The following is a 20,870-nucleotide window of genomic DNA, read 5'->3' on the forward strand; positions in this document are numbered from 1 at the left end:
TCCGCCTCTATCGGGAGCAAGCCCCCTTCCACTTTTTGTTTGCGGTGATATTTCTTGTCTCAGTTCTTTTTCAGGCAAATGTTGCAAAGATCTACAAACCCGCCGCTTTTACCGCTAGTCTGCGGACATCTGCAATGCCGACAACAGCCTTCTACAAGAGCCCGGCGATGACTGATCTGTCCCGAATCCAAGGGCCTGCCAGCCGGATAATCCCGACCCTGGAAGGTCGCTTCTACAGGCCCCCGCTGCCTGATGGCTACGTGCTGCGCCCGCGCCTGTGTGAACGGCTGGGCGCCGGCCTGGAGGGGCGGTTGCTGCTGGTCTGCGCACCGGCCGGGTTCGGCAAGAGTTCGTTGGCGGTGGAGTTCTGCCAGGGCCTGCCGGCTCACTGGCACAGCCTGTGGCTAGGCCTGAGCCCACGGGACAACGACCCGGGGCGTTTTCTTGAGCGCCTGCTCGAAGGGTTGCAGCACTACTTCCCGGCACTCGGCACCCAATCCCTGGGCTTGCTGAAAATGCGCCAGCGTCACCAACCCTTTGCGTTTGAAGAGTGGCTCGACGGCCTGCTCGATGAGCTGACCGTTCACCTGTCCACCCGTGCGCCATTATTGCTGGTGCTGGATGACTACCATCTGGCCCAGGGGCCGGTGCTGGACCGATGCCTGCAATTCTTCCTTAACCATTTGCCTGATGGCCTGGTGGTGCTGGTCACCAGCCGCCAGCGCCCGGACTGGCATCTGGCGCGATTGCGGTTGTCACGGCATTTGCTGGAGTTGCACGAGCAAGACCTGCGCCTGACCCATGCCGAATCCCAGGCGTTGCTGGATCGCCACAGCAGTTCCTTGAGTGGTGAAGCCCTCGACAATCTCATTCGCCGCAGCGAAGGCTGGGTGGCCGGCCTGCGCTTTTGGCTGCTGGCGGCTTCCGAAGCCGGCAGCGAGGACGCCTTGCCACAAAGCCTGCACGGTGGGGAAGGGCTGATCCGCGACTACCTGCTGGAAGAAGTGATCGACTGCCTGCCACCCGAAGTGCAGGCGTTCCTGTTCGACACCGCGCCCCAGGAGCGTTTTTGCAGCGAGTTGTGCGATGCCGTGCGCGAAGCCCATGACAGCGCCGAGATCCTGCGTTACCTGCAAGCCCACCAGGTGTTCCTGGTGCCCCTGGACGAGCAGGGGCACTGGTACCGTTATCACCATTTGTTCTCCGACCTGCTGCGCACCCGTCGCGCGAGCAGCAATGTCTTGCCGGCCGCCAGCCTGCATCTGCGCGCGTGCCGCTGGTTCAACGCCCAGGGCTTGATCGACGAGGCGGTGGAGCAGGCGTTGCGCGCCGGGCACCTCGACGTGGCGGCCAACCTGGTGCAGAACCTGTCCGAAGAACAACTGCTGGCCGAGCAGAATGTCGGCATGTTGCTGCGCTGGAAAATGGACTTGCCCGACAGCCTGCTGATCAGCACGCCGCGCCTGATTGTGCTGTACAGCTGGGCGTTGGCACTGGCCTGCCAGTTGGATGCGGCGCAGGAGCTGTCCGCGTACCTCAGTCGCTTCCTGCCGGCGCCCTCGGCCACCGCACAGCGCTCGATGCTGGCCCAGTGGCTGGCGCTGAGCGGGATTATCGCCCGCGGTCGAGGTGACCGTGAATTGACGCAGCGCTATTGCAGCGAGGCGTTGGACAGCCTGCCGCAACGGCGTTACGGCCAGCGCCTGGTGTGCCTGTCGACCCTGTCCAACCTGGCCATTGCCGATGGCGATTTGTGGCGCGCCCGTGGCCTGAACCGTGAATCCCTGGAACTGGCGCAGCGCGTCGGCAACCCGCTGTTCGAAGCCCTGGCCCATTACGACCGTGCACGGGTGCTGCAGGCCCGTGGCGAAATCCTGCGCGCCCTCGACGAGGTGCGCCAGGGCCTGCAGCGCCTACACGGCCTGGCACCGCAGCGACTGTATGCGGTGCGTGCGCGGCTGTCGCTCTACGAAGGCTATTTGCTGTTGGTGCGCAACCAGCCCGAAACCGGCATTGCCCTCCTGCGCGCAGGCCTGGCCGAGGCGCGGGCCTGTCGCGATATCAGCGTGCTGATCGGCCATTGCGTGATCGCCAGCTTCGAAGGGCGGCGCCATGACTTTCCCAAAGCCTTCGCCGAACTCGCCGAAGCCGAGCGCCTGATGCATATCTGGGATGTGCCGCCGATCTACTACCTGGCGATGATTACCCTGATCAAATGCGAACTGTGGCTGGCCCAGGGCCGCACCGACCTGGCGGATGCCTGGCTGACGCGCCTGGGGCAGACTTACCACGGCGAACAGGCCGCCGCTGCACCGGAATTCCACCCGCACTTGCCGCAACATATCGGGCTGCAACAAGCCGCCCTCGATGCCGTGCGCCATCAGCCCCTGGCGGCGCTGGAGCGGCTCGAAGCACTGGCGCAACAGGCCCACGACAGTGGGCGCCAGATGATTGCCCTGATGGCGCTGACCCAGCAGGCGCAGTTGCTGCTGGAGTGCGGTCAGGAAGCCAGGGCGCGGCCGGTGCTGGCCCAGGCGCTTGAGGCGGGCGCCGGGGGCGCGTTACAGCCGTTCCAGCGTTTGTTGGACGGGTATCCGGACTGGATGCGCGAGCAATTGGGTAAAGACCCCCAAGGTGTGCTGCACCAGAGCCTGCTCGCGCTTCTCCCGGCGGTCGTGACGCCCGAGGTCACGACCGGCCACGAAACCCTGAGCACGCGCGAGCTGGCGGTCCTGCAACTGATCGCCCAAGGCTGCTCCAACCAGGAAATCAGCAACCAGCTGTTTATCTCCCTGCACACCGTCAAGACCCACGCCAGCCACATCAACAGCAAACTTGGGGTGGAGCGACGCACCCAGGCCGTGGCGCGAGCCAAGGCCATGGGCTTGCTGGCGTAAGTGCCGGGCGGTTTACGGTGCCGTCGGGCACTGGCCGGCTGACCTGTCGACCGTCTGGCTGACCTGCGCGGCAAAGCGCTTGAGATTGTTTTGATGGGCGAGCACCACGTTGTCGATGCTCGGCCCGGCGGGCGACTGCAACGTGGTCCGGCAGGTCAGCGGTGGGCGCTCGGTGCCACCGGCCGGGCGCAGGCGCCATTTGACGTCGAGCAATGCGTATTGGCCGGGCACGGAGTCAAAGCGCTGCACTTCAAGACGCAACAACATCGATTGCCGAGGGTTGCTGTTGGCCAGTTGGTCCACCAGCGCACTCCTCAGCTCATCCGCGAGGCTCGCGGACCACCACTGGGTTTCCAGGATCGCCACGCCGCTGTCGCCCTGGCGAATCACGATCTGCGGTCGGTCGACCTGGGGGGGAACGGTGATGCTTTCAATCCGGATGCTGCCTGCGTCGGCTCCCGTGGCCGTATTCCAGTGCGCCGGTGTCAGCGTATGAAAGGTAATCGGCGTACTGCTGCACGCCGCCAGCAACAGCAGCATGCCGACCACTGTGATTTTCAACGGAAACGTCATGGCGCTTGCTCCAGGGGTCATTTGCGTGGAGGTCCTTGCAGGTCCAGGGGCGCGGCGTTGTCGGGACGGCCGCGAATCAGCGATTCCGGGTGACGGCCCAGGTAGTCCGACAGTTCGCGCAGGGAACGCGACATGCGCCCCAGTTCATCCAGGGTCTGGGTCAGCTGCTCACGCTGCGGTGAGTCCTCGGCCAGGGTCGAACTGGCCGATTGCAGCGTCTTGCTCACGTCAGCCAGGGTGTTCTGCACGCCGGGCAGGGTCTTGGCATTGAATTGGGTCAGGCCTTTGCGCAGCTCGACCAGGTTGCCGTCGAGGTTGCCGGCAATGCGTTCGATCGGCAGTTGGTTGATCTTGTTGACGATGCTCTCGAGTTTTTCCTGCAGTTGCTCGAGGTTGCCGGGAATGGTTGGAATGCTGACCGGGCGCAGGCTGGGGTCAAATTTGACCTTCTCGGCTTTCGGGTAGAAGTCCAGCGCGATGTATAACTGGCCGGTCAACAGGTTGCCGCTGCGCGCCTGGGCGCGCAGGCCATTTTCGATGAACGAGCCGATCAGCCGTACGCCGGCGGCCTCATCGTTGGGGTCATGGTTCATGACCTTGAGCAGTTTGGTGTGGGCCTGCCCGAGCAACTGTGGATAGATCACGATACCGACGTTGAGTGGGAAGCTGCGTTTACTGGCATCGAAGTCCAGGTTGATCGACACCACCTTGCCAAACTCGACGCCGAGGAACTCCACCGGCGCCCCGACCTTGAGCCCGCGCAATGCCTGGTCGAAGCGCAGGGCCATGTATTGCCCCTCGCCATTGGGTGGGGCGAGGGCGCTGTCCTGGTCGTCGAAGAGCTCAAAGGTACGTGCCTCGTCGGCCGATTTGTCGTTGGGGCTGTACGGCGGTGCCCGAAAGGCGATGCCGCCGACCAGCATGGACGAAAGCGATTCGGTCTTCAGCGCAAAGCCATTCGCACCGACGCTCAGGTCAACCCCGCTGGCATTCCAGAACCGCGTGTTTTCGGTGACATAGGCATCATTGGGCGCATGCACGAACACCTCGACATTGACACCCTTGCCTTCGGCATCCAACTCGTAGGCCACCACCTGGCCGACCTCGATTTTGCGGTAGTACACCGGCGAGCCGATATCCAGCGAACCGAGGGTCTGCGTGTGCAGCGTGAAACGCTTGCCCGGTTCGCCGTAGGTGATGGGCGGCGGGTTCTCCAGGCCTTTGAACTGCTTGGCACGGGTCTCCGATTGGCCGATGTCGGCACCGATGTAGTCGCCGGAGAGCAGGGTGTCGATGCCGGATACGCCGCCGGCGCCGATACGCGGGCGCACCACCCAGAACTGCGAATCGGCGCGGGTGAAGCTTTCGGCCTGCTTGGCCAGTTGAACCGTGGCGTTGACGCTTTTCTGGTCGTCGCTCAAGGCGACGCCGGTCACCTGGCCGATCACCACGTTACGGTACTTGACCTCGGTTTTGTTCGCGGTCAGACCGCTGCCGGTCTTGAAATTGAGGGTGATGGTCGGGCCCTGCTGGAGGACGCTGTGTACCACCAGCGAAATCCCCACCAACACCGCGACGATCGGCACGATCCACACCAGCGAAACGCTGAAGCGCCGTGTCTTGATCGCAGGCGATCCAGGGGCTTGCGGGGTGTCAGTGGGATGTGACGGCATCCGCGGTCTCCTTGTTGTGTGGGGTTTCCCAGATCAGCCTCGGGTCGAAGCTCATGGCGGCCAGCATGGTAAACACCACCACCAGGCCGAAAAACAGGATGCCCAGGCGCGGCTCGATGGTGCCCAGGGCCTGGAACTTCACCAGTGCGGCCACCAGCGCGACCACGATGACATCCAGCATCGACCAGTAGCCAATCAGTTCGACGAAGCGGAACAGCTTCGAACGTTCCTTGCGTGCCCAACGGCTATTGCGCTGCACGGTGACCAGCAGCAGGGCCAGGGACACAAACTTGATGCCGGGCACTGCGATGCTGGCGATGAAAATAATCAGCGCGATGTCCCACGCGCCGTGCTGCCAGAACTCCAGCACCCCGCTCATGATGGTGCTGTCCGCCCCCGAGCCGAGCATGGTAGTGTTCATCACCGGCAGGAGATTGGCCGGCACATAGAACGCCAGCGCGGTGAGCATGTAGGCCCAGGTGCGCGTCAGGGAACTGACCTTGCGCCGGTGCAAGGGCGCGCCGCAGCGCTCGCATTCGGTCGGCCCGGCGCGCAGGTCGCAGGACAATCCGCAACTGTGACAGAGGCACAGGCCGAGCTCGCTGGCCGTCGGCGGTGTGCTCATACGCTGTCCCACAGGTCGCGCACATCACGCCCGGCAATGCGGATCAGCAACAGGCTGAGCACGGCCAGGGCAAACAGGCCGGTGCCGGGGATCACATCAAGCATGCCGGCCAGCTTGAACACCGCCACCATTGCCCCGAGCAGGCACACCTCCAGCATGCTCCAGGGCCTGAGTGCCTCCAGCCAACGCATGCACAATCGGAACGCCGGTGAGCGCTTGCCCGCGAGGGCGAAACTCAAGACCCACATCAGCAGCAGCAACTGGAACACCGGCGCGATGATGATGGAAATGGCCGCCACCAAGGCGATAAACGTGATCGGCCCCAGGCTCAGCGCTACCACCGAATCCCATAGCGTGGCGCTGCTTTTCAGGCCTTGCAGGCTGATACTCATCACGGGATAGAAATTGGCGAACGTCCACAGCATCGCAGCCGTCAGCGTCAGGGCGAGACGCTGTTGCACGGTCAGGCCGTTGTAGCGCTGGAGCACGCCTGCGCAACGTATGCAGTGGGCTTTTTGATGTTTGGCGAGCGTGACTTTTTCGTACACACAGTCGCAGTGCTCGCAGATGATCAGTTGATTCGCCATGGGGATCGCTCCAACGCGGCACGGTGGCGGGGGCCTGGGTTGTTTTTCGATGGCGTGGGCAAGCTTAGCAGTCGCTGCTCTTCAGGTCTGGCAGCGCGTCAACCATACTGTGCTGAATATGCCATAGCGCCCGCAGGAGCATCGATGAATATTGAAAAAGCCGCGCTGATCCGCGAAACCTTCCCGGTCGGCCCGTTGCAGTGCAACTGCACGATCATTGGCGACCCCATTACCAAGAAGGCCATCGTGGTCGACCCGGGTGGCAATCATGAACTGATCCTGGCGCGTCTCGATGCCCTGGGCCTGAAAGTGGTGAGCATCATCCACACCCATGCCCATCTCGATCACTTCCTGGCCTCGGGGCAATTGAAGGAAAAGACCGGTGCAACCCTGCACCTGCACAAGGAAGACCAGTTTCTCTGGGACAACCTGGAGATGCAGTGCCAGATGTTTGGTGTGCCCTACACGCCGGTGCCGTCGCCGGATCGCTGGCTGGCCGATGATGAGGAGTTGGCCTGCGGGTGCGGTGTGGCGCTGCATACACCGGGGCACACGCCCGGCTCGATGAGCTTCTGGTTTGCCGATGCCAAGCTGCTGATTGCCGGGGACACGCTGTTTCGGCGCGGTGTTGGGCGTACGGATTTGTGGGGTGGGGACCAGGCGACGATCGTGCGTTCGATCAAGCAAAGGCTCTACACGCTGGACGAGGGCGCTACGGTGGTGACCGGCCATGGCCCGGACACGCGCCTGGGTGACGAGATGCGTGAGAACCCATTTGTGCGGGCGTGAAGCAATGGTTCGAACGGCAATCCGCTGTAGCAAAAACTCAGGCCGCGTTCAGCATGTGTCTGCTACGGTTTCTGTAGCAACGCAAGCCCCGAATGTTTTGTTACAGCTCGGGGCGCGCCCACGGAATTTTTACCGTTTGTCGCGTTCCAAACTCGGCACGGGTCCATTGCCAATGTCCTTTGCACCACAGAATGCAAAAGTAGGAGCTCCCTTCATGTTCACTCCGCGTCGTCTGCTTGTTGTCGCTACCGCCGTAGCCCTGTTGTCCGGCTGCGCTTCACCTAATCCTTATGGCGGTGGCAGCCAGGGACAGGCGAATAATGAATCCAGCGGTATGAGCAAGACCGCCAAGTACGGTGGCCTGGGTGCCCTGGCCGGTGCATTGGCGGGTGCTGCCATCGACCATAACAACCGTGGCAAGGGCGCGCTGATCGGTGCCGTGGTTGCAGGTGCTGGCGCCGCGGGTTACGGCTACTACGCTGACCAGCAGGAAAAGAAACTGCGTGAGAGCATGGCCAATACCGGGGTTGAAGTTCAGCGCCAGGGCGACCAGATCAAGCTGATCATGCCGGGTAACATCACCTTCGCCACCAACTCGGACGCGATCTCCAGCAGCTTCTACCAGCCGCTGAACAACCTGGCCAACTCCCTCAAGCAGTTCAACCAGAACACCATCCAGATCGTCGGTTACACCGACAGCACCGGCAGCCGCCAACTGAACATGGACCTGTCCCAGCGCCGTGCCCAGAGCGTGGCCAACTACCTGACGTCCCAAGGCGTCAATGGTGCCAATCTCAGTGCGCGCGGTGCCGGCCCGGATAACCCGATAGCCAGCAACGCCGACGTGAACGGTCGTGCGCAGAACCGTCGCGTAGAAGTGAACCTCGGCCCGATCCCCGGCCAGCAGTACGGCCAGCCTGGCGCGCAGCAGCAAGCGCCGCAGCAGAACAACCAGTTCCAGGGCAACCCGTACCAGCAATACCAATAAACGCTGGTCACTAAAAAGGGCGCCATGCAGTGAATGCATGGCGCCCTTTTTTATGGCCGCTTACATCAATCGATGTACTCGAACACCTTGACGATCTTCTGCACGCCGGATACGCCCTGCACCAGGTTGGCTGCGCGCGTGGCTTCCGCCTGGGTCAGCAGGCCCATCAGGTAGACGATGCCGTTATCGGTGACCACTTTGATCCGCGAGCCGGGAATCGCGTTGTCGGTCAGCATCTGCGCCTTGATCTTGGTTGTCAGCAGGGCATCGTTGCTGATGGCCAGCAGGGTGATCGGGTCCATGACCTGCAATTCGTTGTGGACCTTCTTGACCCGCTGTACGGCCGAGGCCGCCTGTTCGGCCTGGGCCTTGAGGTCGGCGCGTGGCGTTTGGCCTGCGAGCAGTACCACGCCGTTGAAGCTGGTCACGACGATGCGTGAAGCACCGTTGCCCAGGTCCGTGGCGGCTTTGGCAATGTTGACTTCGACCTTGGTTTCGATCAGCGAGTCATCAATCTTGCTGCCGAAGGTGCGGGTGCCCTTGTCATCCTGAATAGGGGTGTCACGTGTCGCAGTGATTGCCGTGCTGCAGCCGCTGATGCCGAGGCACAACGTAATGGCCAAAAGGCCGAGGCGGTTAACGGTCATTCTTCACTCCCAAACAGTTGGCTGTCGATCAGATCGCACAGGCAATGGATCGCCAGCAGGTGGACTTCCTGAATACGTGCGGTGACATTGGCCGGGACGCGAATCTCCACATCTTCGGGCAGCAGCAGCGAGGCCATGCCGCCGCCGTCGCGTCCGGTCAATGCTACGACAATCATTTCGCGATCATGTGCGGCCTGGATCGCTTGAATAATATTCGCCGAGTTGCCGCTGGTGGAGATCGCCAGCAGCACATCGCCTGGTTGGCCTAGGGCGCGGATCTGCTTGGAGAAGATTTCGTTGTAGCTGTAGTCGTTGGCGATCGAGGTGATCGTCGACGAATCGGTGGTCAAGGCGATGGCCGGCAGGCTCGGGCGCTCACGTTCGAAGCGGTTGAGCAGTTCGGACGAAAAATGCTGGGCATCGCCGGCCGAACCGCCGTTGCCGCACGAAAGCATTTTGCCTTCGTTGAGCAAGGCATTGACCATGACCTGACTGGCTTGCTCGATGTGCGGTGCAAGTACGTCCATCGCCTGTTGCTTGGTGTCGATGCTGGCCTGGAAAAGCTGGCGAATTCTGGATTGCATGTCCATCTGTGTGACCTTAAGTAGCGCGGCTGTTTGGCACAGGAATGTGCAGCCCGCAAAGCAAAGAGCAAAAGTGTGTGGTGAAGATGTCCGGTGAATCAGCTGTCGAAGGCATTTTGCAGCCAGTTCAGATCAACCTGACCAGACGGTGTGCTTTCCATGGCAACCACATCGAAACGGCAGGGGGCGTCGGCCCAGCGATGCTCTTGTTGCAGGAAAAACTGCGCAGCGAGTATCAGCTTCTGACGCTTGCGCCCGTCGATACTGGCGAGCGCGCCACCCCATTGTGCGTGTTTTCTGTAGCGGACTTCGACGAATACTACTGTATCGCCGTCAAGCATGACCAGATCAAGCTCGCCGCGTTTACACAACCAGTTCTGCGCCAGCAGGCGCAGACCCTGTTGTTGCAAGTGTTTCAATGCTTGAAGTTCGGCATCCTTGCCGCTTTGTGCAGTAGACCGCTCCGGCATCAGCGCGGGGTGTCCGGCAGGCGCTGGATCTCGCCGCCGACGAACTTCGCCCATGGCATCTGGCGATCGACGCGCTGGTTGGTGCTGATGCCCAGGTTGCCCGAGAGGCCGTCAATGCGTGTATCCGGCAGTGCCTTCAACTGGCCCAGGCGCGGGGCCAGGCGGTAGGCGTCGACGCCCATCGCATACAGGCGGCCAAGGCTGCCATTGGCTTGCGGCCATTGTGCGGCAACCTGGTTACGCAGCGGGTCGGTGGTGTTGAGCAGCCAAGGGGTTTCGCAGAACATCACGTTGGTCATGTCCAGGTACTGGTTCTTGTCACCGCTGGCGCTGAATACGTGGGACGTGGCGTACACCGGCACATCACCGGCGTACTGGAAGTTCAGGGTCGGCTTGATCTGCTGGGCCAGTTGCGGGGTAACGGCCAGGAAGATGAACTCGATGTCCTGGCGACGTGACGGCTGTGCCGCTACGTCTGTGCCCACTGTGCTTTGCAGGCTCTTGGCGCGACCTTCGCTTTTACGCAGTTGGAACAGGTCGGCAATTTGCTGGGCGAGGGCGACCGGCTGGTCGACATACTCGACACCGACAACCGTGCCACCGTTGGCTTCCCAATCCTGGCGGAAGGCCTTGTAGACACGCTCGCCCCACTCGCCACGGGGCACCATGGCAGCGGCGCGGTGCAGGCCATCGGCACGGGCGCGGCGCGACACCTCGCGGGCTTCGTCTTCAGCGGCCAGGCCGAACTGGAACAATTGCGCCGGGCCCTGATCGGTCTCGCTGTAGTTCAACGCCAGCGTGGTGATCGGTAGCTGAGGGCGCGTGCTGAGCTGCTTGACCAATGGCTTCTCCAGCGGACCAACTACCAATTGCACGCCTGCAGCCTGGGCCTTGGCATAGAAGTCGTCGATGGAGGCCAGGCGCGAGCTGTCATAGAACTCGATGACCGGTGGCTTCTGCCCGGCTTGTTCAGCCTGGTAGTGCGCCGCCATGAAACCTTCGCGCAGGGCCTTGCCGACGGAGGCCAGCGGGCCTTCCTGGGGCAGCAGCAGGGCGATCTTGTTCAAGGGCTGGCTGGCCAGTTCCTTGAGCTTGGTCAGCGGGGTTGGCAGTTGCACGGCGGCCGGGTGGCCCGGGTTTTGTGCGCGCCAAGTGTCGATAGCGGCCTGCTGTTGCTCAAGCGTACCGGCGCCCTTGACGGCTTGGGCCAGGGTGATCCAGCCGTCCAGGGTCGGGTTGCCGCTGGCTTGCAGTTGTTCCGCAGGCAGTGCGGCAATCAAGGTCCAGATGGCTTCGTGATTGCTTTTGGCGGCATCGCCGCTGAGCAATGGCGCCATGGCAACGCGCTCGCGGGCAGCGGCCAGGGTCTGGCCATCGGCTTCATAAGCGCGGGCGTGCACGGTGCCGGTGCGGATCTGCTGTTCGGTCGGCAGCTCCTTCAGGCTTTGCAGGCTCGGATGGTTCAAGGCGGTCAACGCGGCCTTGGGCTGGTTGCGCGTCATGGCCAATTCGGCAGCCAGGGTGCTGGCAAAGACTTGCGCGGCTGGCTTGAGGACATCCAGGGACACTTGCGCAAGAATCTGCGACGAGCGGCCAGGGTTGTTCTGGCGGTAGGCCATGTCTGCCGCACTCAGGCGCAGCAACGCGGCCTTTTCTGGCGTCTTGGCGGTGGTGGCCTGTTCGAGCAGTTGCTCGATACTGGCGTCCGGGGTCCGTGGAAGGTCGCCAAGGCTGGACGAGGGCGAGCTGGCGCAAGCGGCCAGTAAGGCAGCGAGGCAGAGGGCGGAGAGCAGCCGCAGGCAAGCGATCATGTAAGTGTTCCTGATACCGATCAAATTAGCGTGGAATTGTACCCAAGCACTGGCCCAGGCGCGATGTTACTGGCGTGAAACCGTCGATTTAGGTCGTGCAAGTGGTGCGATCAGCCATGCACGGCTGAAAAGCCATCGGCCGTGATGGCATATTTTCAAGGCGCCTACGCGCTACAATATGGCTTTTGCCAACCATCGAGGTGTGCGCTTTGACTGCTCCAGGTCCTTTGAATTCCACTGCAGGCTCGCTTTTTGTCGTGGCGACGCCCATTGGCAACCTGGACGACATCAGTGCCCGGGCGCTGAAAGTGTTGCGCGAGGTTAAATTGATTGCGGCGGAAGACACTCGACACTCCCAGCGTTTGATGCAGCATTTTGGTATCAGCACGCCATTGGCGGCTTGTCACGAGCATAACGAGCGCGAAGAAGGCAGTCGCTTTATCGTGCGGTTGTTGGCGGGCGACGATGTGGCGCTGATCTCGGACGCGGGTACGCCGCTGATCTCCGACCCTGGGTACCATCTGGTCCGCCAGGCGCGTGCCGCAGGTATCAATGTAGTGCCTGTTCCAGGCGCGTGCGCGCTGATCGCTGCATTGTCGGCGGCAGGCCTGCCGTCGGACCGTTTTATTTTCGAAGGTTTCCTGCCGGCCAAGGCCGTGGGGCGTCGTGCGCGTCTACAGGCATTGAAAGAAGAGCCGCGCACGCTGATCTTCTACGAAGCGCCTCATCGTATTCTTGAATGCCTGCAGGATATGGAACTGGTGTTCGGCGGCGAGCGCCTGGCCCTGCTGGCCCGTGAGCTGACCAAAACCTTCGAAACCCTCAAGGGCCTGCCGCTGGAAGCGCTGCGCGCGTTCGTCGAGGGCGACAGTAATCAGCAGCGCGGCGAGTGCGTGGTGTTGGTGGCGGGCTGGACCGCGCCGGAAAATGAAGAGGCCGTCGGCAGCGAGGCCATGCGTATCCTCGACCTGCTGCTCAAGGAGATGCCGCTCAAGCGCGCTGCGGCGTTGGCGGCGGAAATTACCGGCGTGCGCAAGAATGTGTTGTATCAAGTCGCGCTGGATAAACAGAAAGCCGAATAGTTCCGGGGGTAAACCGGTATTCCGTCCGAACGTGATGGCAATGCTGCACTTTTAATACTTGTCCTGAAGCCGTCGTGCCGTTAACCTGCGCGGCGGAGAGTCGATTGGACAGTCGCTGCCCTCTATGAAAATTAGGGGGGGGAGGAAAGTCCGGGCTCCATAGGGCGAAGTGCCAGGTAATGCCTGGGAGGCGTGAGCCTACGGAAAGTGCCACAGAAAATAACCGCCTAAGCACTTCGGTGCCGGTAAGGGTGAAAAGGTGCGGTAAGAGCGCACCGCACGACTGGCAACAGTTCGTGGCTAGGTAAACCCCACTTGGAGCAAGACCAAATAGGGTCCCAAGGCGTGGCCCGCGCTGGGACCGGGTAGGTTGCTAAAGATGTCCAGTGATGGCCATCGTAGACGAATGACTGTTCAAGACAGAACCCGGCTTACAGATCGACTCTCCACCTTTTTCCTTCTGTCCGAATCTCGGGCAGAAAACCGGTAGTAGCGCAAGAATCCCTCCCTGCCAAATCATTGGCAGATGCATCTTCGTAATACCAAAAAAATCTTACTCTTAATAAATCACTTTAACTTTGATCTGTAGCTCTTTGAGCTATCTGTGCTTGTCGAGCCAAAAACACCGCCGAACTCTGGTTTCTCCTCCTTTTACGCTCCTAAATCTCCGATCTGTAAGGCTTTTCCTTGAATCCGCGCCTTGACGGTGTGGTGGGCGCATTCCTATAGTGTGCGCAAGTGGCGGAAAGTGGCACAAAGTGGGTTTTTTGAACGTAAAACGCTAAAATTTGGAGAAACGCATCTGTGTTTCGCGGAGCTAACGCTATCAGTCTCGATGCAAAAGGCCGTCTCGCCATGCCGAGCCGGTATCGTGACGAGCTGATTTCGCGAAGTTCCGGACAGTTGATCATCACAATCGATGCCGTTGACCCTTGTTTATGTGTTTACCCCCTCGATGAGTGGGAGTTGATTGAGACCAAGTTGCGTGCCTTGCCTTCATTGCGTGAAGAAAACCGCCGTCTGCAGCGTTTGCTGATTGGTAATGCCGTCGACCTCGAGCTCGATGGCAGTGGTCGTTTCCTGGTGCCCCCGCGTTTGCGCGAGTACGCCAAGCTGGATAAGCGCGCAATGCTGGTCGGCCAACTGAACAAGTTCCAATTGTGGGACGAAGATGCCTGGGATGCTGTTTCTGCAGCTGACCTGGCTGCTATTCAACAACCGGGCGCCATGCCTGATGAACTGCGTGATTTGATCCTGTGACTATTGATAGCGGCTTTAACCACATCACCGTACTGCTTGACGAAGCCGTTGAGGCTCTCGCCGTACGCGCGGATGGCTGCTATCTGGACGGTACCTTTGGCAGGGGCGGGCATAGCCGGTTGATCCTCAGCCAGCTCGGGCCCGACGGCAAACTCCTCGGGTTCGACAAAGACCCCCAAGCGATTGCCACCGGGCAAGCGCTAGCGGCCGAAGACGGCCGCTTTGTCGTTGTGCAGCGCAGCTTTGCCGAGCTGGGTGCCGAAGTCGCCGAGCGTGGCATGGCGGGCAAGGTAGCCGGGGTTTTGCTCGACCTGGGCGTGTCTTCGCCGCAGCTCGATGACCCGGAGCGCGGCTTCAGCTTCATGAACGACGGCCCCCTCGACATGCGCATGGACCCTACCCGTGGCGTCAGTGCCGCGCAGTTCATTGCCACCGCGCCGGTGGAAGAAATCGCCCGTGTGTTCAAGGAATACGGTGAAGAACGCTTCGCCGGCCGCATGGCCCGTGCCGTGGTGGAGCGCCGCGAAATCCAGCCGTTCGAGCGCACCGCCGACCTGGCCGAAGTGCTGAAAGTCGCCAACCCCGCGTGGGAAAAGGGCAAGAACCCGGCGACCCGCGCGTTCCAGGGCCTGCGTATCCACGTCAACAACGAATTGGGCGACCTGGAGGCTGGCCTCGAGGCCGCCCTCGAGGCGCTGGAAGTAGGCGGTCGCCTGGTGGTGATCAGTTTCCACTCCCTGGAAGACCGCATCGTCAAGCTGTTCATGCGCCGCCTGGTCAAGGGCGAGTCCGACAACCTGCCGCGCAACCTGCCGGTACGTTTCGAAGCCTTTGTGCCGAAAATCAAAATCCATGGCAAAGCGCAGTTCGCTTCCGAAGCCGAACTCAAGGCCAACCCACGTTCCCGTAGCGCCGTCATGCGCGTCGCGGAGAAGCTGCGGTGAGCAAGCTTTTCGCCAAGCCCCTCCCGGGCGGCAGCTTCTTTATGTTGCTGCTGTTTGTCGGCGTGCTGGTGTCCGCAATTGCGGTGTCCTACAGCGCCCATTACAACCGCCAACTGCTCAACACCCTCTATGGGGAATTGAGCGTGCGTGACAAGGCGCAGGCGGAGTGGGGCCGTTTGATCCTCGAGCAAAGCACCTGGACGGCCCATAGCCGTATCGAAGTGCTGGCCACCGAACAGCTGAAAATGCACATCCCGGGCGCGGCCGAAGTGCGCATGGTGGCGCCATGATGAAGCTTGAAGGCGCACTCTACCCATGGCGCTTTCGCCTGATGCTCGGCTTGCTGGCATTGATGGTGGGTGCGATTGCCTGGCGGATCATCGACCTGCAAGTGGTCGACCGTGACTTCCTGATCGGCCAGGGCGATGCCCGTAGCCTGCGTCATATCCAGATCCCTGCGCACCGTGGCCTGATCACCGACCGTAACGGCGAGCCGTTGGCGGTGAGTACCCCGGTGACCACCCTGTGGGCCAACGCCAAGGAATTGCAGGTTGCCAAGGACAAGTGGCCGCAGTTGGCTGCCGCCCTGGGCCAGGATCCGAAAGCCTTGGCTGAGCGCCTCGAGGCCCAGGCAAATAAAGAATTTATCTACCTCGTTCGCGGCCTTACCCCCGAACAAGGCCAGCAGGTGCTCGACCTTAAAGTCCCCGGTGTCTACGGCATCGAGGAGTTCCGTCGTTTCTACCCGGCCGGTGAAACCACTGCCCATATGGTCGGCTTTACCGACATTGACGATCATGGTCGTGAAGGTGTGGAACTCGCCTACGATGAATGGCTGGCTGGGGTGCCGGGGAAACGACAGGTCATCAAGGATCGGCGCGGCAGGTTGATCAAGGATGTCCAAGTCACCAAAAACGCCAAGGCCGGAAAGCCCTTGGCGTTGTCGATTGACCTGCGCCTGCAATACCTGGCCAACCGTGAGCTGCGTAACGCGATCATCGAGAACGGCGCCAAGGCCGGCAGCCTGGTGATCATGGACGTGAAGACCGGCGAGATCCTAGCCATGGTCAACCAGCCGACCTACAACCCGAACAACCGTCGCAACCTGCAACCGGCGATGATGCGTAACCGCGCGATGATCGACGTGTTCGAGCCGGGCTCGACCATGAAAGCCATCTCCATGAGTGCCGCCCTGGAAACCGGACGCTGGAAACCCAGCGACAAGGTCGAGGTGTATCCGGGTACGTTGCAGCTGGGTAAATACACCATTCGCGACGTGTCCCGTACTGAAGGTCCGGTGCTGGATTTGACAGGTATCCTGATCAACTCCAGTAACGTGGGCATGAGTAAGGTCGCCTTCGATATCGGTGGTGAAACCATCTACCACCTGGCGCAGAAGATCGGCCTGGGGCAACCCACCGGCCTGGATTTCCCGGGTGAGCGCGTCGGCAACCTGCCCAACTACCGCGACTGGAAAAAAGCCGAGACCGCCACGCTTTCCTACGGCTACGGTCTGTCGGTGACCGCCATCCAGCTGGCCCATGCCTTCTCCGTGCTGGCGAATAACGGGCGCATGGTGCCGCTGAGCCTGATCCACGTCGATGAAGCGCCGAAAGCCACCCAGGTGATCCCGGAAAATGTCGCCAAGACCATGCAGGGCATGCTGCAACAAGTGATCGAAGCACCGCGCGGCGTATTTCGTGCCCAGGTGCCGGCGTATCACGTGGCCGGCAAGTCCGGTACCGCGCGTAAGACGTCGGTGGGCACCAAGGGCTACGCCGAAAACTCCTACCGCTCGCTGTTCGCCGGCTTCGGCCCGATGAGCGATCCGCGCTACGCCATCGTCGTTGTGATCGATGAGCCGAGCAAAGCCGGTTACTTCGGTGGCCTGGTATCGGCGCCGGTGTTCAGCAAAGTGATGTCCGGCACCCTGCGCCTGATGAACATCACCCCGGATAACCTGCCGCCGACCCAACAAGCGAATGCCGGACCACCGGCCGCTGCAGTAAAAGCCAATGGAGGGCGCGGCTGATGTCTCTTAGCCTGAACAAGATTTTTGCCCACGCCGGCCGCGATCTGCTGATTCGCGAGTTGACCCTGGACAGCCGTAACGTGCGCGCTGGCGACCTGTTCCTGGCGGTGCCGGGCGGCAAGTACGATGGCCGTGCGCACATCGCCGACGCTCTGCAGCGCGGCGCGGCTGCCGTGGCCTATGAAGTCGAAGGCGCCACGGTGCTGCCGATCACCGACGTGCCGCTGATCCCGGTCAAGGGGCTGGCCAAGCAACTGTCCGATATTGCCGGGCGTTTTTACGGCGACCCGAGCCGCCACCTCAATCTGGTGGGCGTGACGGGCACCAACGGCAAGACCAGCGTGACCCAATTGGTCGCCCAGGCCCTTGACCTGCTGGGCCAGCACTGCGGCATCGTCGGCACCCTGGGTAGCGGTTTTTATGGCGCGCTGCAAAGCGGCCTGCACACCACGCCGAACCCCATCGCCGTGCAAGCGACCCTGGCCGACCTGAAAAAGGCCGGTGCCAAGGCGATTGCCATGGAAGTGTCGTCCCACGGTCTGGACCAGGGCCGCGTCACCGCCCTGGCCTTTGATGTGGCCGTGATGACCAACCTGTCCCGCGATCACCTGGATTATCACGGCACCATGGAGGCGTACGCCGCCGCCAAGGCCAAGCTGTTTGCCTGGAATGACCTCAAGTGCCGGGTGATCAACCTGGACGACGCTTTTGGTCGCCAACTGGCGGCCCAAGACAGCGAAGCGCGCCTGATCACCTACAGCCTGGAAGACGCCGGCGCGTACCTGTATTGCCGCGAAGCCCAATTCAATGACGAAGGCGTGCGCGCCACACTGGTCACACCTCAGGGCGAGCACCACTTGCGCAGCACCCTGCTCGGGCGTTTCAACCTGAGCAATGTGCTTGCCGCCATCGGCGCGCTGCTCGGCCTGGATTACGCACTGGACGAGATTCTCAAGGTGCTGCCGAAGCTGGAAGGCCCGGCCGGTCGCATGCAACGCCTGGGTGGCGGTACGCAGCCGCTGGTGGTGGTTGACTACGCCCATACCCCGGATGCGCTGGAAAAAGTCCTCGAAGCCCTGCGCCCTCACGCCAAGGGCAAGTTGCTCTGCCTGTTCGGCTGTGGCGGTGATCGTGATCGCGGCAAGCGGCCGTTGATGGCCGAGATCGTCGAACGCCTGGCCGATGGTGTGCTCGTCACCGACGACAACCCGCGCAGCGAAGACCCAGGCCGGATTTTCGATGACATTCGCACCGGCTTCAAAGATGCATCCAAGGCCACCTTCGTCACCGGTCGCGGCGCGGCAATCGCCCGGTTGATCGCCAGCGCCAGTGCTGACGACGTGGTCGTGCTGGCCGGTAAGGGGCACGAGGATTACCAGGAAATCAACGGCGAGCGTCATGCCTTCTCCGATCTGGTCGAGGCCGATCATGCCTTGACCGCCTGGGAGGTTGCCCATGCTTAAGGCGATGACGTTCAGCGAACTGACCCAGGCCCTGTCGGCACGCGTACTGTCGAGCGATTGCAGCTTCAGCGGCGTGAGCATCGACAGCCGTGCGATCCAGCCGGGACAACTGTTTGTCGCCCTGGCCGGCCCGCGTTTCGACGGTCACGACTACCTGAACGAAGTCGCCGCCAAAGGCGCCGCAGGTGCCTTGGTGCAGCGCGAAGTGGCTGATTCCACCTTGCCGCAACTGCTGGTCGCCGACACCCGCCTGGCCCTCGGCCAATTGGGGGCGCTGAACCGTGCCGCTTTCGATAAGCCCGTTGCCGCCATCACCGGCTCCAGCGGCAAGACCACGGTCAAGGAACTGCTCGCCGGTATCCTGCGTACGCGCGGCCCCGTGCTGGCCACCCGTGGCAACCTGAACAATGATTTCGGCGCTCCGCTGACCCTGCTCGAACTCGCCCCGGAACACACGGCGGCGGTGATCGAACTGGGTGCCTCGCGCATCGGCGAAATTGCCTACACCGTGGCGCTGACCAAGCCCCACGTCGCCATTATCAATAACGCCGGTACGGCCCACGTCGGCGAGTTCGGTGGCCCGGAAAAAATCGTCGAGGCCAAGGGGGAAATCCTCGAGGGCCTCGCTGCATCGGGCACCGCAGTCTTGAACCTGGACGACAAGGCCTTCGAGACCTGGCGTGTACGCGCCGCCGGTCGCAAGGTCCTGACGTTTGCCGTGCTTAACGCCGCGGCTGATTTCCATGCCTCCGACATCACCGTCGATGCCCGTGGCTGCCCGTCCTTCACGTTGCACACACCGCAAGGTAGCGAGCACGTGCAACTGAATTTGCTCGGCAACCATAACGTCGCCAATGCCCTGGCCGCTGCGGCTGCGGCTGGCGCCTTGGGCGTGTCGCTGTTCGGTATCGCCACGGGCCTGGGCGCGGTGCAGCCGGTCAAGGGCCGCACTGTTGCGCAACTGGCGAGCAACGGCATGCGTGTGATCGATGACACCTATAACGCCAATCCATCGTCCGTCAACGCCGCTGTCGACCTGCTCAAAGGCTTCGATGGGCGCAAGGTACTGGTGTTGGGCGATATCGGCGAGTTGGGCGACTGGGCTGAACAAGGTCATCGTGAAGTCGGGGCCTATGCCACCGGTAAAGTCGACGCCCTCTACGCCGTCGGCCTGAACATGGCCCATGCCGTGGCTGCCTTCGGCCCCGGTGCGCGACATTTCGCCACCCAGGCCGAGTTGATCCAGGCGCTGGGCGTGGCAGAACAAGACAAACACACAACCATTTTGATCAAGGGATCGCGCAGCGCGGTGATGGAAAACGTCGTCGCGGCCTTGTGTGGCTCAAGTACGGAGAAACATTAATGCTGCTGCTGCTGGCTGAGTATCTGCAACAGTTCCACAAAGGCTTCGCGGTCTTTCAGTACCTGACCCTGCGCGGGATCCTGGGTGTGCTGACCGCGCTGTCTTTGTCGCTGTTTTTAGGGCCGTGGATGATCCGCACCCTGCAGAACCTGCAAATTGGTCAATCGGTTCGTAATGACGGCCCGCAGTCGCACCTGTCCAAGTCCGGCACCCCGACCATGGGCGGTGCGCTGATCCTGTCGTCCATCGGTATCAGCACCTTGCTGTGGGCCGACCTGCACAACCGCTACGTATGGGTGGTGCTGCTGGTGACCCTGCTGTTCGGCGCCATCGGCTGGGTCGATGACTACCGCAAAGTGATCGAGAAAAACTCCAAGGGGCTGCCAAGCCGCTGGAAGTATTTCTGGCAGTCGGTGTTCGGCCTTGCCGCCGCGATCTTCCTCTACACCACGGCGCCAAGCGCAGTGGAAACCACCTTGATCATCCCGATGCTCAAGGACGCCAGCATCCCGTTGGGCATCGGCTTCGTGGTGCTGACCTACTTCGTGATCGTCGGCTCCAGCAACGCGGTGAACCTGACCGACGGCCTCGACGGCCTGGCGATCATGCCGACGGTGATGGTGGGCGGCGCCCTGGGTATCTTCTGCTACCTGTCGGGTAACGTGAAATTCGCTGAATACCTGCTGATCCCCTACGTACCGGGCGCGGGTGAACTGATCGTGTTCTGCGGCGCCTTGATCGGTGCCGGCCTGGGGTTCCTGTGGTTCAACACCTACCCCGCACAAGTCTTCATGGGCGACGTCGGCGCACTGGCGCTGGGCGCGGCCCTGGGCACCATCGCGGTGATCGTTCGCCAGGAAATCGTGTTGTTCATCATGGGCGGTGTGTTCGTGATGGAAACCCTGTCGGTGGTCATCCAGGTGGCGTCCTTCAAGTTGACCGGGCGCCGCGTGTTCCGCATGGCGCCGATTCACCACCACTTTGAACTCAAGGGCTGGCCTGAGCCGCGTGTGATTGTCCGTTTCTGGATCATCACCGTGATTCTGGTCCTGGTCGGCCTTGCCACCCTGAAACTGAGGTAG

Annotated in this window: 19 protein-coding genes and 1 other RNA gene; 12 read left to right on the forward strand and 8 right to left on the reverse strand. The window is 61.8% G+C overall.

Translation table 11 applies throughout. The annotated features are described in order from the left end of the window. The first annotated feature begins 167 nt into the window (after positions 1 to 167). On the forward strand, positions 168 to 2,897 hold the full coding sequence (locus tag BLQ09_RS08050) for a winged helix-turn-helix domain-containing protein (RefSeq protein ID WP_092356151.1): 2,730 nt from the start codon (positions 168 to 170) through the stop codon (positions 2,895 to 2,897). A 12-nt stretch (positions 2,898 to 2,909) separates the two neighbouring features. Here BLQ09_RS08050 and BLQ09_RS08055 read toward each other — a convergent pair whose 3' ends face one another. From BLQ09_RS08055 to BLQ09_RS08070, 4 genes are read right to left on the reverse strand one after another with little or no spacing between them, the layout of a single operon-like run. Next, on the reverse strand, positions 2,910 to 3,470 hold the full coding sequence (locus BLQ09_RS08055; protein WP_092356153.1) for a PqiC family protein: 561 nt from the start codon (positions 3,468 to 3,470) through the stop codon (positions 2,910 to 2,912). A gap of 17 nt (positions 3,471 to 3,487) precedes the next feature. Further along, positions 3,488 to 5,143 (reverse strand): PqiB family protein, encoded by a 1,656-nt coding sequence (locus BLQ09_RS08060; protein WP_092356156.1) that lies wholly within the window; start codon positions 5,141 to 5,143, stop codon positions 3,488 to 3,490. Continuing rightward, positions 5,124 to 5,768: a paraquat-inducible protein A gene (locus tag BLQ09_RS08065; RefSeq protein ID WP_092356159.1), complete on the reverse strand. Its 645-nt coding sequence runs from the start codon at positions 5,766 to 5,768 to the stop codon at positions 5,124 to 5,126. Before BLQ09_RS08065 ends, BLQ09_RS08060 begins: the two co-directional genes overlap by 20 nt. Beyond that, a complete protein-coding gene (locus tag BLQ09_RS08070; protein WP_092356162.1) occupies positions 5,765 to 6,355 on the reverse strand; it encodes a paraquat-inducible protein A in 591 nt (196 codons plus the stop codon). Before BLQ09_RS08070 ends, BLQ09_RS08065 begins: the two co-directional genes overlap by 4 nt. Before the next feature lie 144 nt (positions 6,356 to 6,499). Between BLQ09_RS08070 and BLQ09_RS08075 the strand changes: the two genes are divergently transcribed. Beyond that, complete coding sequence (locus BLQ09_RS08075) at positions 6,500 to 7,144, forward strand: MBL fold metallo-hydrolase (protein ID WP_092356165.1); 645 nt, start codon at positions 6,500 to 6,502, stop codon at positions 7,142 to 7,144. A 214-nt stretch (positions 7,145 to 7,358) separates the two neighbouring features. Further along, entirely contained in the window at positions 7,359 to 8,132 is a 774-nt protein-coding gene (locus BLQ09_RS08080) for a YiaD family glycine zipper/OmpA-like lipoprotein (protein ID WP_027604771.1), read from the forward strand. A gap of 65 nt (positions 8,133 to 8,197) precedes the next feature. Here the strand turns inward: BLQ09_RS08080 and BLQ09_RS08085 are convergent, their stop codons facing one another. From BLQ09_RS08085 to BLQ09_RS08100, 4 genes are all read right to left on the reverse strand, one after another. Further along, positions 8,198 to 8,779, reverse strand: a complete 582-nt coding sequence (locus BLQ09_RS08085) for a BON domain-containing protein (protein ID WP_027604770.1) — start codon at positions 8,777 to 8,779, stop codon at positions 8,198 to 8,200. After that, positions 8,776 to 9,369 (reverse strand): phosphoheptose isomerase, encoded by a 594-nt coding sequence (locus tag BLQ09_RS08090; protein WP_007904374.1) that lies wholly within the window; start codon positions 9,367 to 9,369, stop codon positions 8,776 to 8,778. The genes BLQ09_RS08085 and BLQ09_RS08090 overlap by 4 nt, the downstream gene beginning before the upstream one ends. 92 nt (positions 9,370 to 9,461) lie before the next feature. After that, positions 9,462 to 9,833: a YraN family protein gene (locus BLQ09_RS08095; protein WP_027604769.1), complete on the reverse strand. Its 372-nt coding sequence runs from the start codon at positions 9,831 to 9,833 to the stop codon at positions 9,462 to 9,464. Further along, positions 9,833 to 11,644: a penicillin-binding protein activator gene (locus BLQ09_RS08100; RefSeq protein WP_027604768.1), complete on the reverse strand. Its 1,812-nt coding sequence runs from the start codon at positions 11,642 to 11,644 to the stop codon at positions 9,833 to 9,835. The genes BLQ09_RS08095 and BLQ09_RS08100 overlap by 1 nt, the downstream gene beginning before the upstream one ends. A 209-nt stretch (positions 11,645 to 11,853) precedes the next feature. Between BLQ09_RS08100 and rsmI the strand changes: the two genes are divergently transcribed. The 9 genes from rsmI to mraY all read left to right on the forward strand — a co-directional run bounded on the left by rsmI (position 11,854) and on the right by mraY (position 20,870). Next, a complete protein-coding gene (rsmI, locus tag BLQ09_RS08105; protein ID WP_027604767.1) occupies positions 11,854 to 12,726 on the forward strand; it encodes a 16S rRNA (cytidine(1402)-2'-O)-methyltransferase in 873 nt (290 codons plus the stop codon). Between the two features lie 96 nt (positions 12,727 to 12,822). Continuing rightward, positions 12,823 to 13,176, forward strand: an RNA gene (gene rnpB, locus BLQ09_RS08110) — RNase P RNA component class A. 354 nt (positions 13,177 to 13,530) lie between these two features. Then, positions 13,531 to 13,986 carry a division/cell wall cluster transcriptional repressor MraZ gene (gene mraZ / locus BLQ09_RS08115; RefSeq protein WP_003171868.1) on the forward strand — a complete coding sequence of 152 codons (456 nt, stop codon included), beginning with the start codon at positions 13,531 to 13,533 and terminating at the stop codon, positions 13,984 to 13,986. Next, positions 13,983 to 14,930: a 16S rRNA (cytosine(1402)-N(4))-methyltransferase RsmH gene (gene rsmH / locus BLQ09_RS08120; RefSeq protein ID WP_010213048.1), complete on the forward strand. Its 948-nt coding sequence runs from the start codon at positions 13,983 to 13,985 to the stop codon at positions 14,928 to 14,930. Before mraZ ends, rsmH begins: the two co-directional genes overlap by 4 nt. Continuing rightward, positions 14,927 to 15,220 (forward strand): cell division protein FtsL, encoded by a 294-nt coding sequence (gene ftsL, locus BLQ09_RS08125; protein ID WP_003216203.1) that lies wholly within the window; start codon positions 14,927 to 14,929, stop codon positions 15,218 to 15,220. Before rsmH ends, ftsL begins: the two co-directional genes overlap by 4 nt. Beyond that, positions 15,220 to 16,962 (forward strand): peptidoglycan D,D-transpeptidase FtsI family protein, encoded by a 1,743-nt coding sequence (locus BLQ09_RS08130; protein WP_162844256.1) that lies wholly within the window; start codon positions 15,220 to 15,222, stop codon positions 16,960 to 16,962. Before ftsL ends, BLQ09_RS08130 begins: the two co-directional genes overlap by 1 nt. Continuing rightward, complete coding sequence (locus BLQ09_RS08135) at positions 16,962 to 18,425, forward strand: UDP-N-acetylmuramoyl-L-alanyl-D-glutamate--2,6-diaminopimelate ligase (RefSeq protein ID WP_092356168.1); 1,464 nt, start codon at positions 16,962 to 16,964, stop codon at positions 18,423 to 18,425. Before BLQ09_RS08130 ends, BLQ09_RS08135 begins: the two co-directional genes overlap by 1 nt. Then, positions 18,418 to 19,788, forward strand: a complete 1,371-nt coding sequence (murF, locus tag BLQ09_RS08140) for a UDP-N-acetylmuramoyl-tripeptide--D-alanyl-D-alanine ligase (protein WP_027604764.1) — start codon at positions 18,418 to 18,420, stop codon at positions 19,786 to 19,788. Before BLQ09_RS08135 ends, murF begins: the two co-directional genes overlap by 8 nt. Further along, positions 19,788 to 20,870 carry a phospho-N-acetylmuramoyl-pentapeptide-transferase gene (mraY, locus tag BLQ09_RS08145; protein WP_003171875.1) on the forward strand — a complete coding sequence of 361 codons (1,083 nt, stop codon included), beginning with the start codon at positions 19,788 to 19,790 and terminating at the stop codon, positions 20,868 to 20,870. Before murF ends, mraY begins: the two co-directional genes overlap by 1 nt.

This window comes from Pseudomonas sp. NFACC25 (assembly GCF_900100935.1).
Classification (GTDB): domain Bacteria; phylum Pseudomonadota; class Gammaproteobacteria; order Pseudomonadales; family Pseudomonadaceae; genus Aquipseudomonas; species Aquipseudomonas marginalis.

Excerpts from the sequence above, each read along its gene's own strand:
- BLQ09_RS08050 (WP_092356151.1), top strand. The coding sequence starts at position 168 with ATGACTGATCTGTCCCGAATCCAAGGGCCTGCCAGCCGGATAATCCCG.
- BLQ09_RS08055 (WP_092356153.1), bottom strand. The coding sequence starts at position 3,470 with ATGACGTTTCCGTTGAAAATCACAGTGGTCGGCATGCTGCTGTTGCTG.
- BLQ09_RS08060 (WP_092356156.1), bottom strand. The coding sequence starts at position 5,143 with ATGCCGTCACATCCCACTGACACCCCGCAAGCCCCTGGATCGCCTGCG.
- BLQ09_RS08065 (WP_092356159.1), bottom strand. The coding sequence starts at position 5,768 with ATGAGCACACCGCCGACGGCCAGCGAGCTCGGCCTGTGCCTCTGTCAC.
- BLQ09_RS08070 (WP_092356162.1), bottom strand. The coding sequence starts at position 6,355 with ATGGCGAATCAACTGATCATCTGCGAGCACTGCGACTGTGTGTACGAA.
- BLQ09_RS08075 (WP_092356165.1), top strand. The coding sequence starts at position 6,500 with ATGAATATTGAAAAAGCCGCGCTGATCCGCGAAACCTTCCCGGTCGGC.
- BLQ09_RS08080 (WP_027604771.1), top strand. The coding sequence starts at position 7,359 with ATGTTCACTCCGCGTCGTCTGCTTGTTGTCGCTACCGCCGTAGCCCTG.
- BLQ09_RS08085 (WP_027604770.1), bottom strand. The coding sequence starts at position 8,779 with ATGACCGTTAACCGCCTCGGCCTTTTGGCCATTACGTTGTGCCTCGGC.
- BLQ09_RS08090 (WP_007904374.1), bottom strand. The coding sequence starts at position 9,369 with ATGGACATGCAATCCAGAATTCGCCAGCTTTTCCAGGCCAGCATCGAC.
- BLQ09_RS08095 (WP_027604769.1), bottom strand. The coding sequence starts at position 9,833 with ATGCCGGAGCGGTCTACTGCACAAAGCGGCAAGGATGCCGAACTTCAA.
- BLQ09_RS08100 (WP_027604768.1), bottom strand. The coding sequence starts at position 11,644 with ATGATCGCTTGCCTGCGGCTGCTCTCCGCCCTCTGCCTCGCTGCCTTA.
- BLQ09_RS08130 (WP_162844256.1), top strand. The coding sequence starts at position 15,220 with ATGAAGCTTGAAGGCGCACTCTACCCATGGCGCTTTCGCCTGATGCTC.
- BLQ09_RS08135 (WP_092356168.1), top strand. The coding sequence starts at position 16,962 with ATGTCTCTTAGCCTGAACAAGATTTTTGCCCACGCCGGCCGCGATCTG.
- murF (WP_027604764.1), top strand. The coding sequence starts at position 18,418 with ATGCTTAAGGCGATGACGTTCAGCGAACTGACCCAGGCCCTGTCGGCA.
- mraY (WP_003171875.1), top strand. The coding sequence starts at position 19,788 with ATGCTGCTGCTGCTGGCTGAGTATCTGCAACAGTTCCACAAAGGCTTC.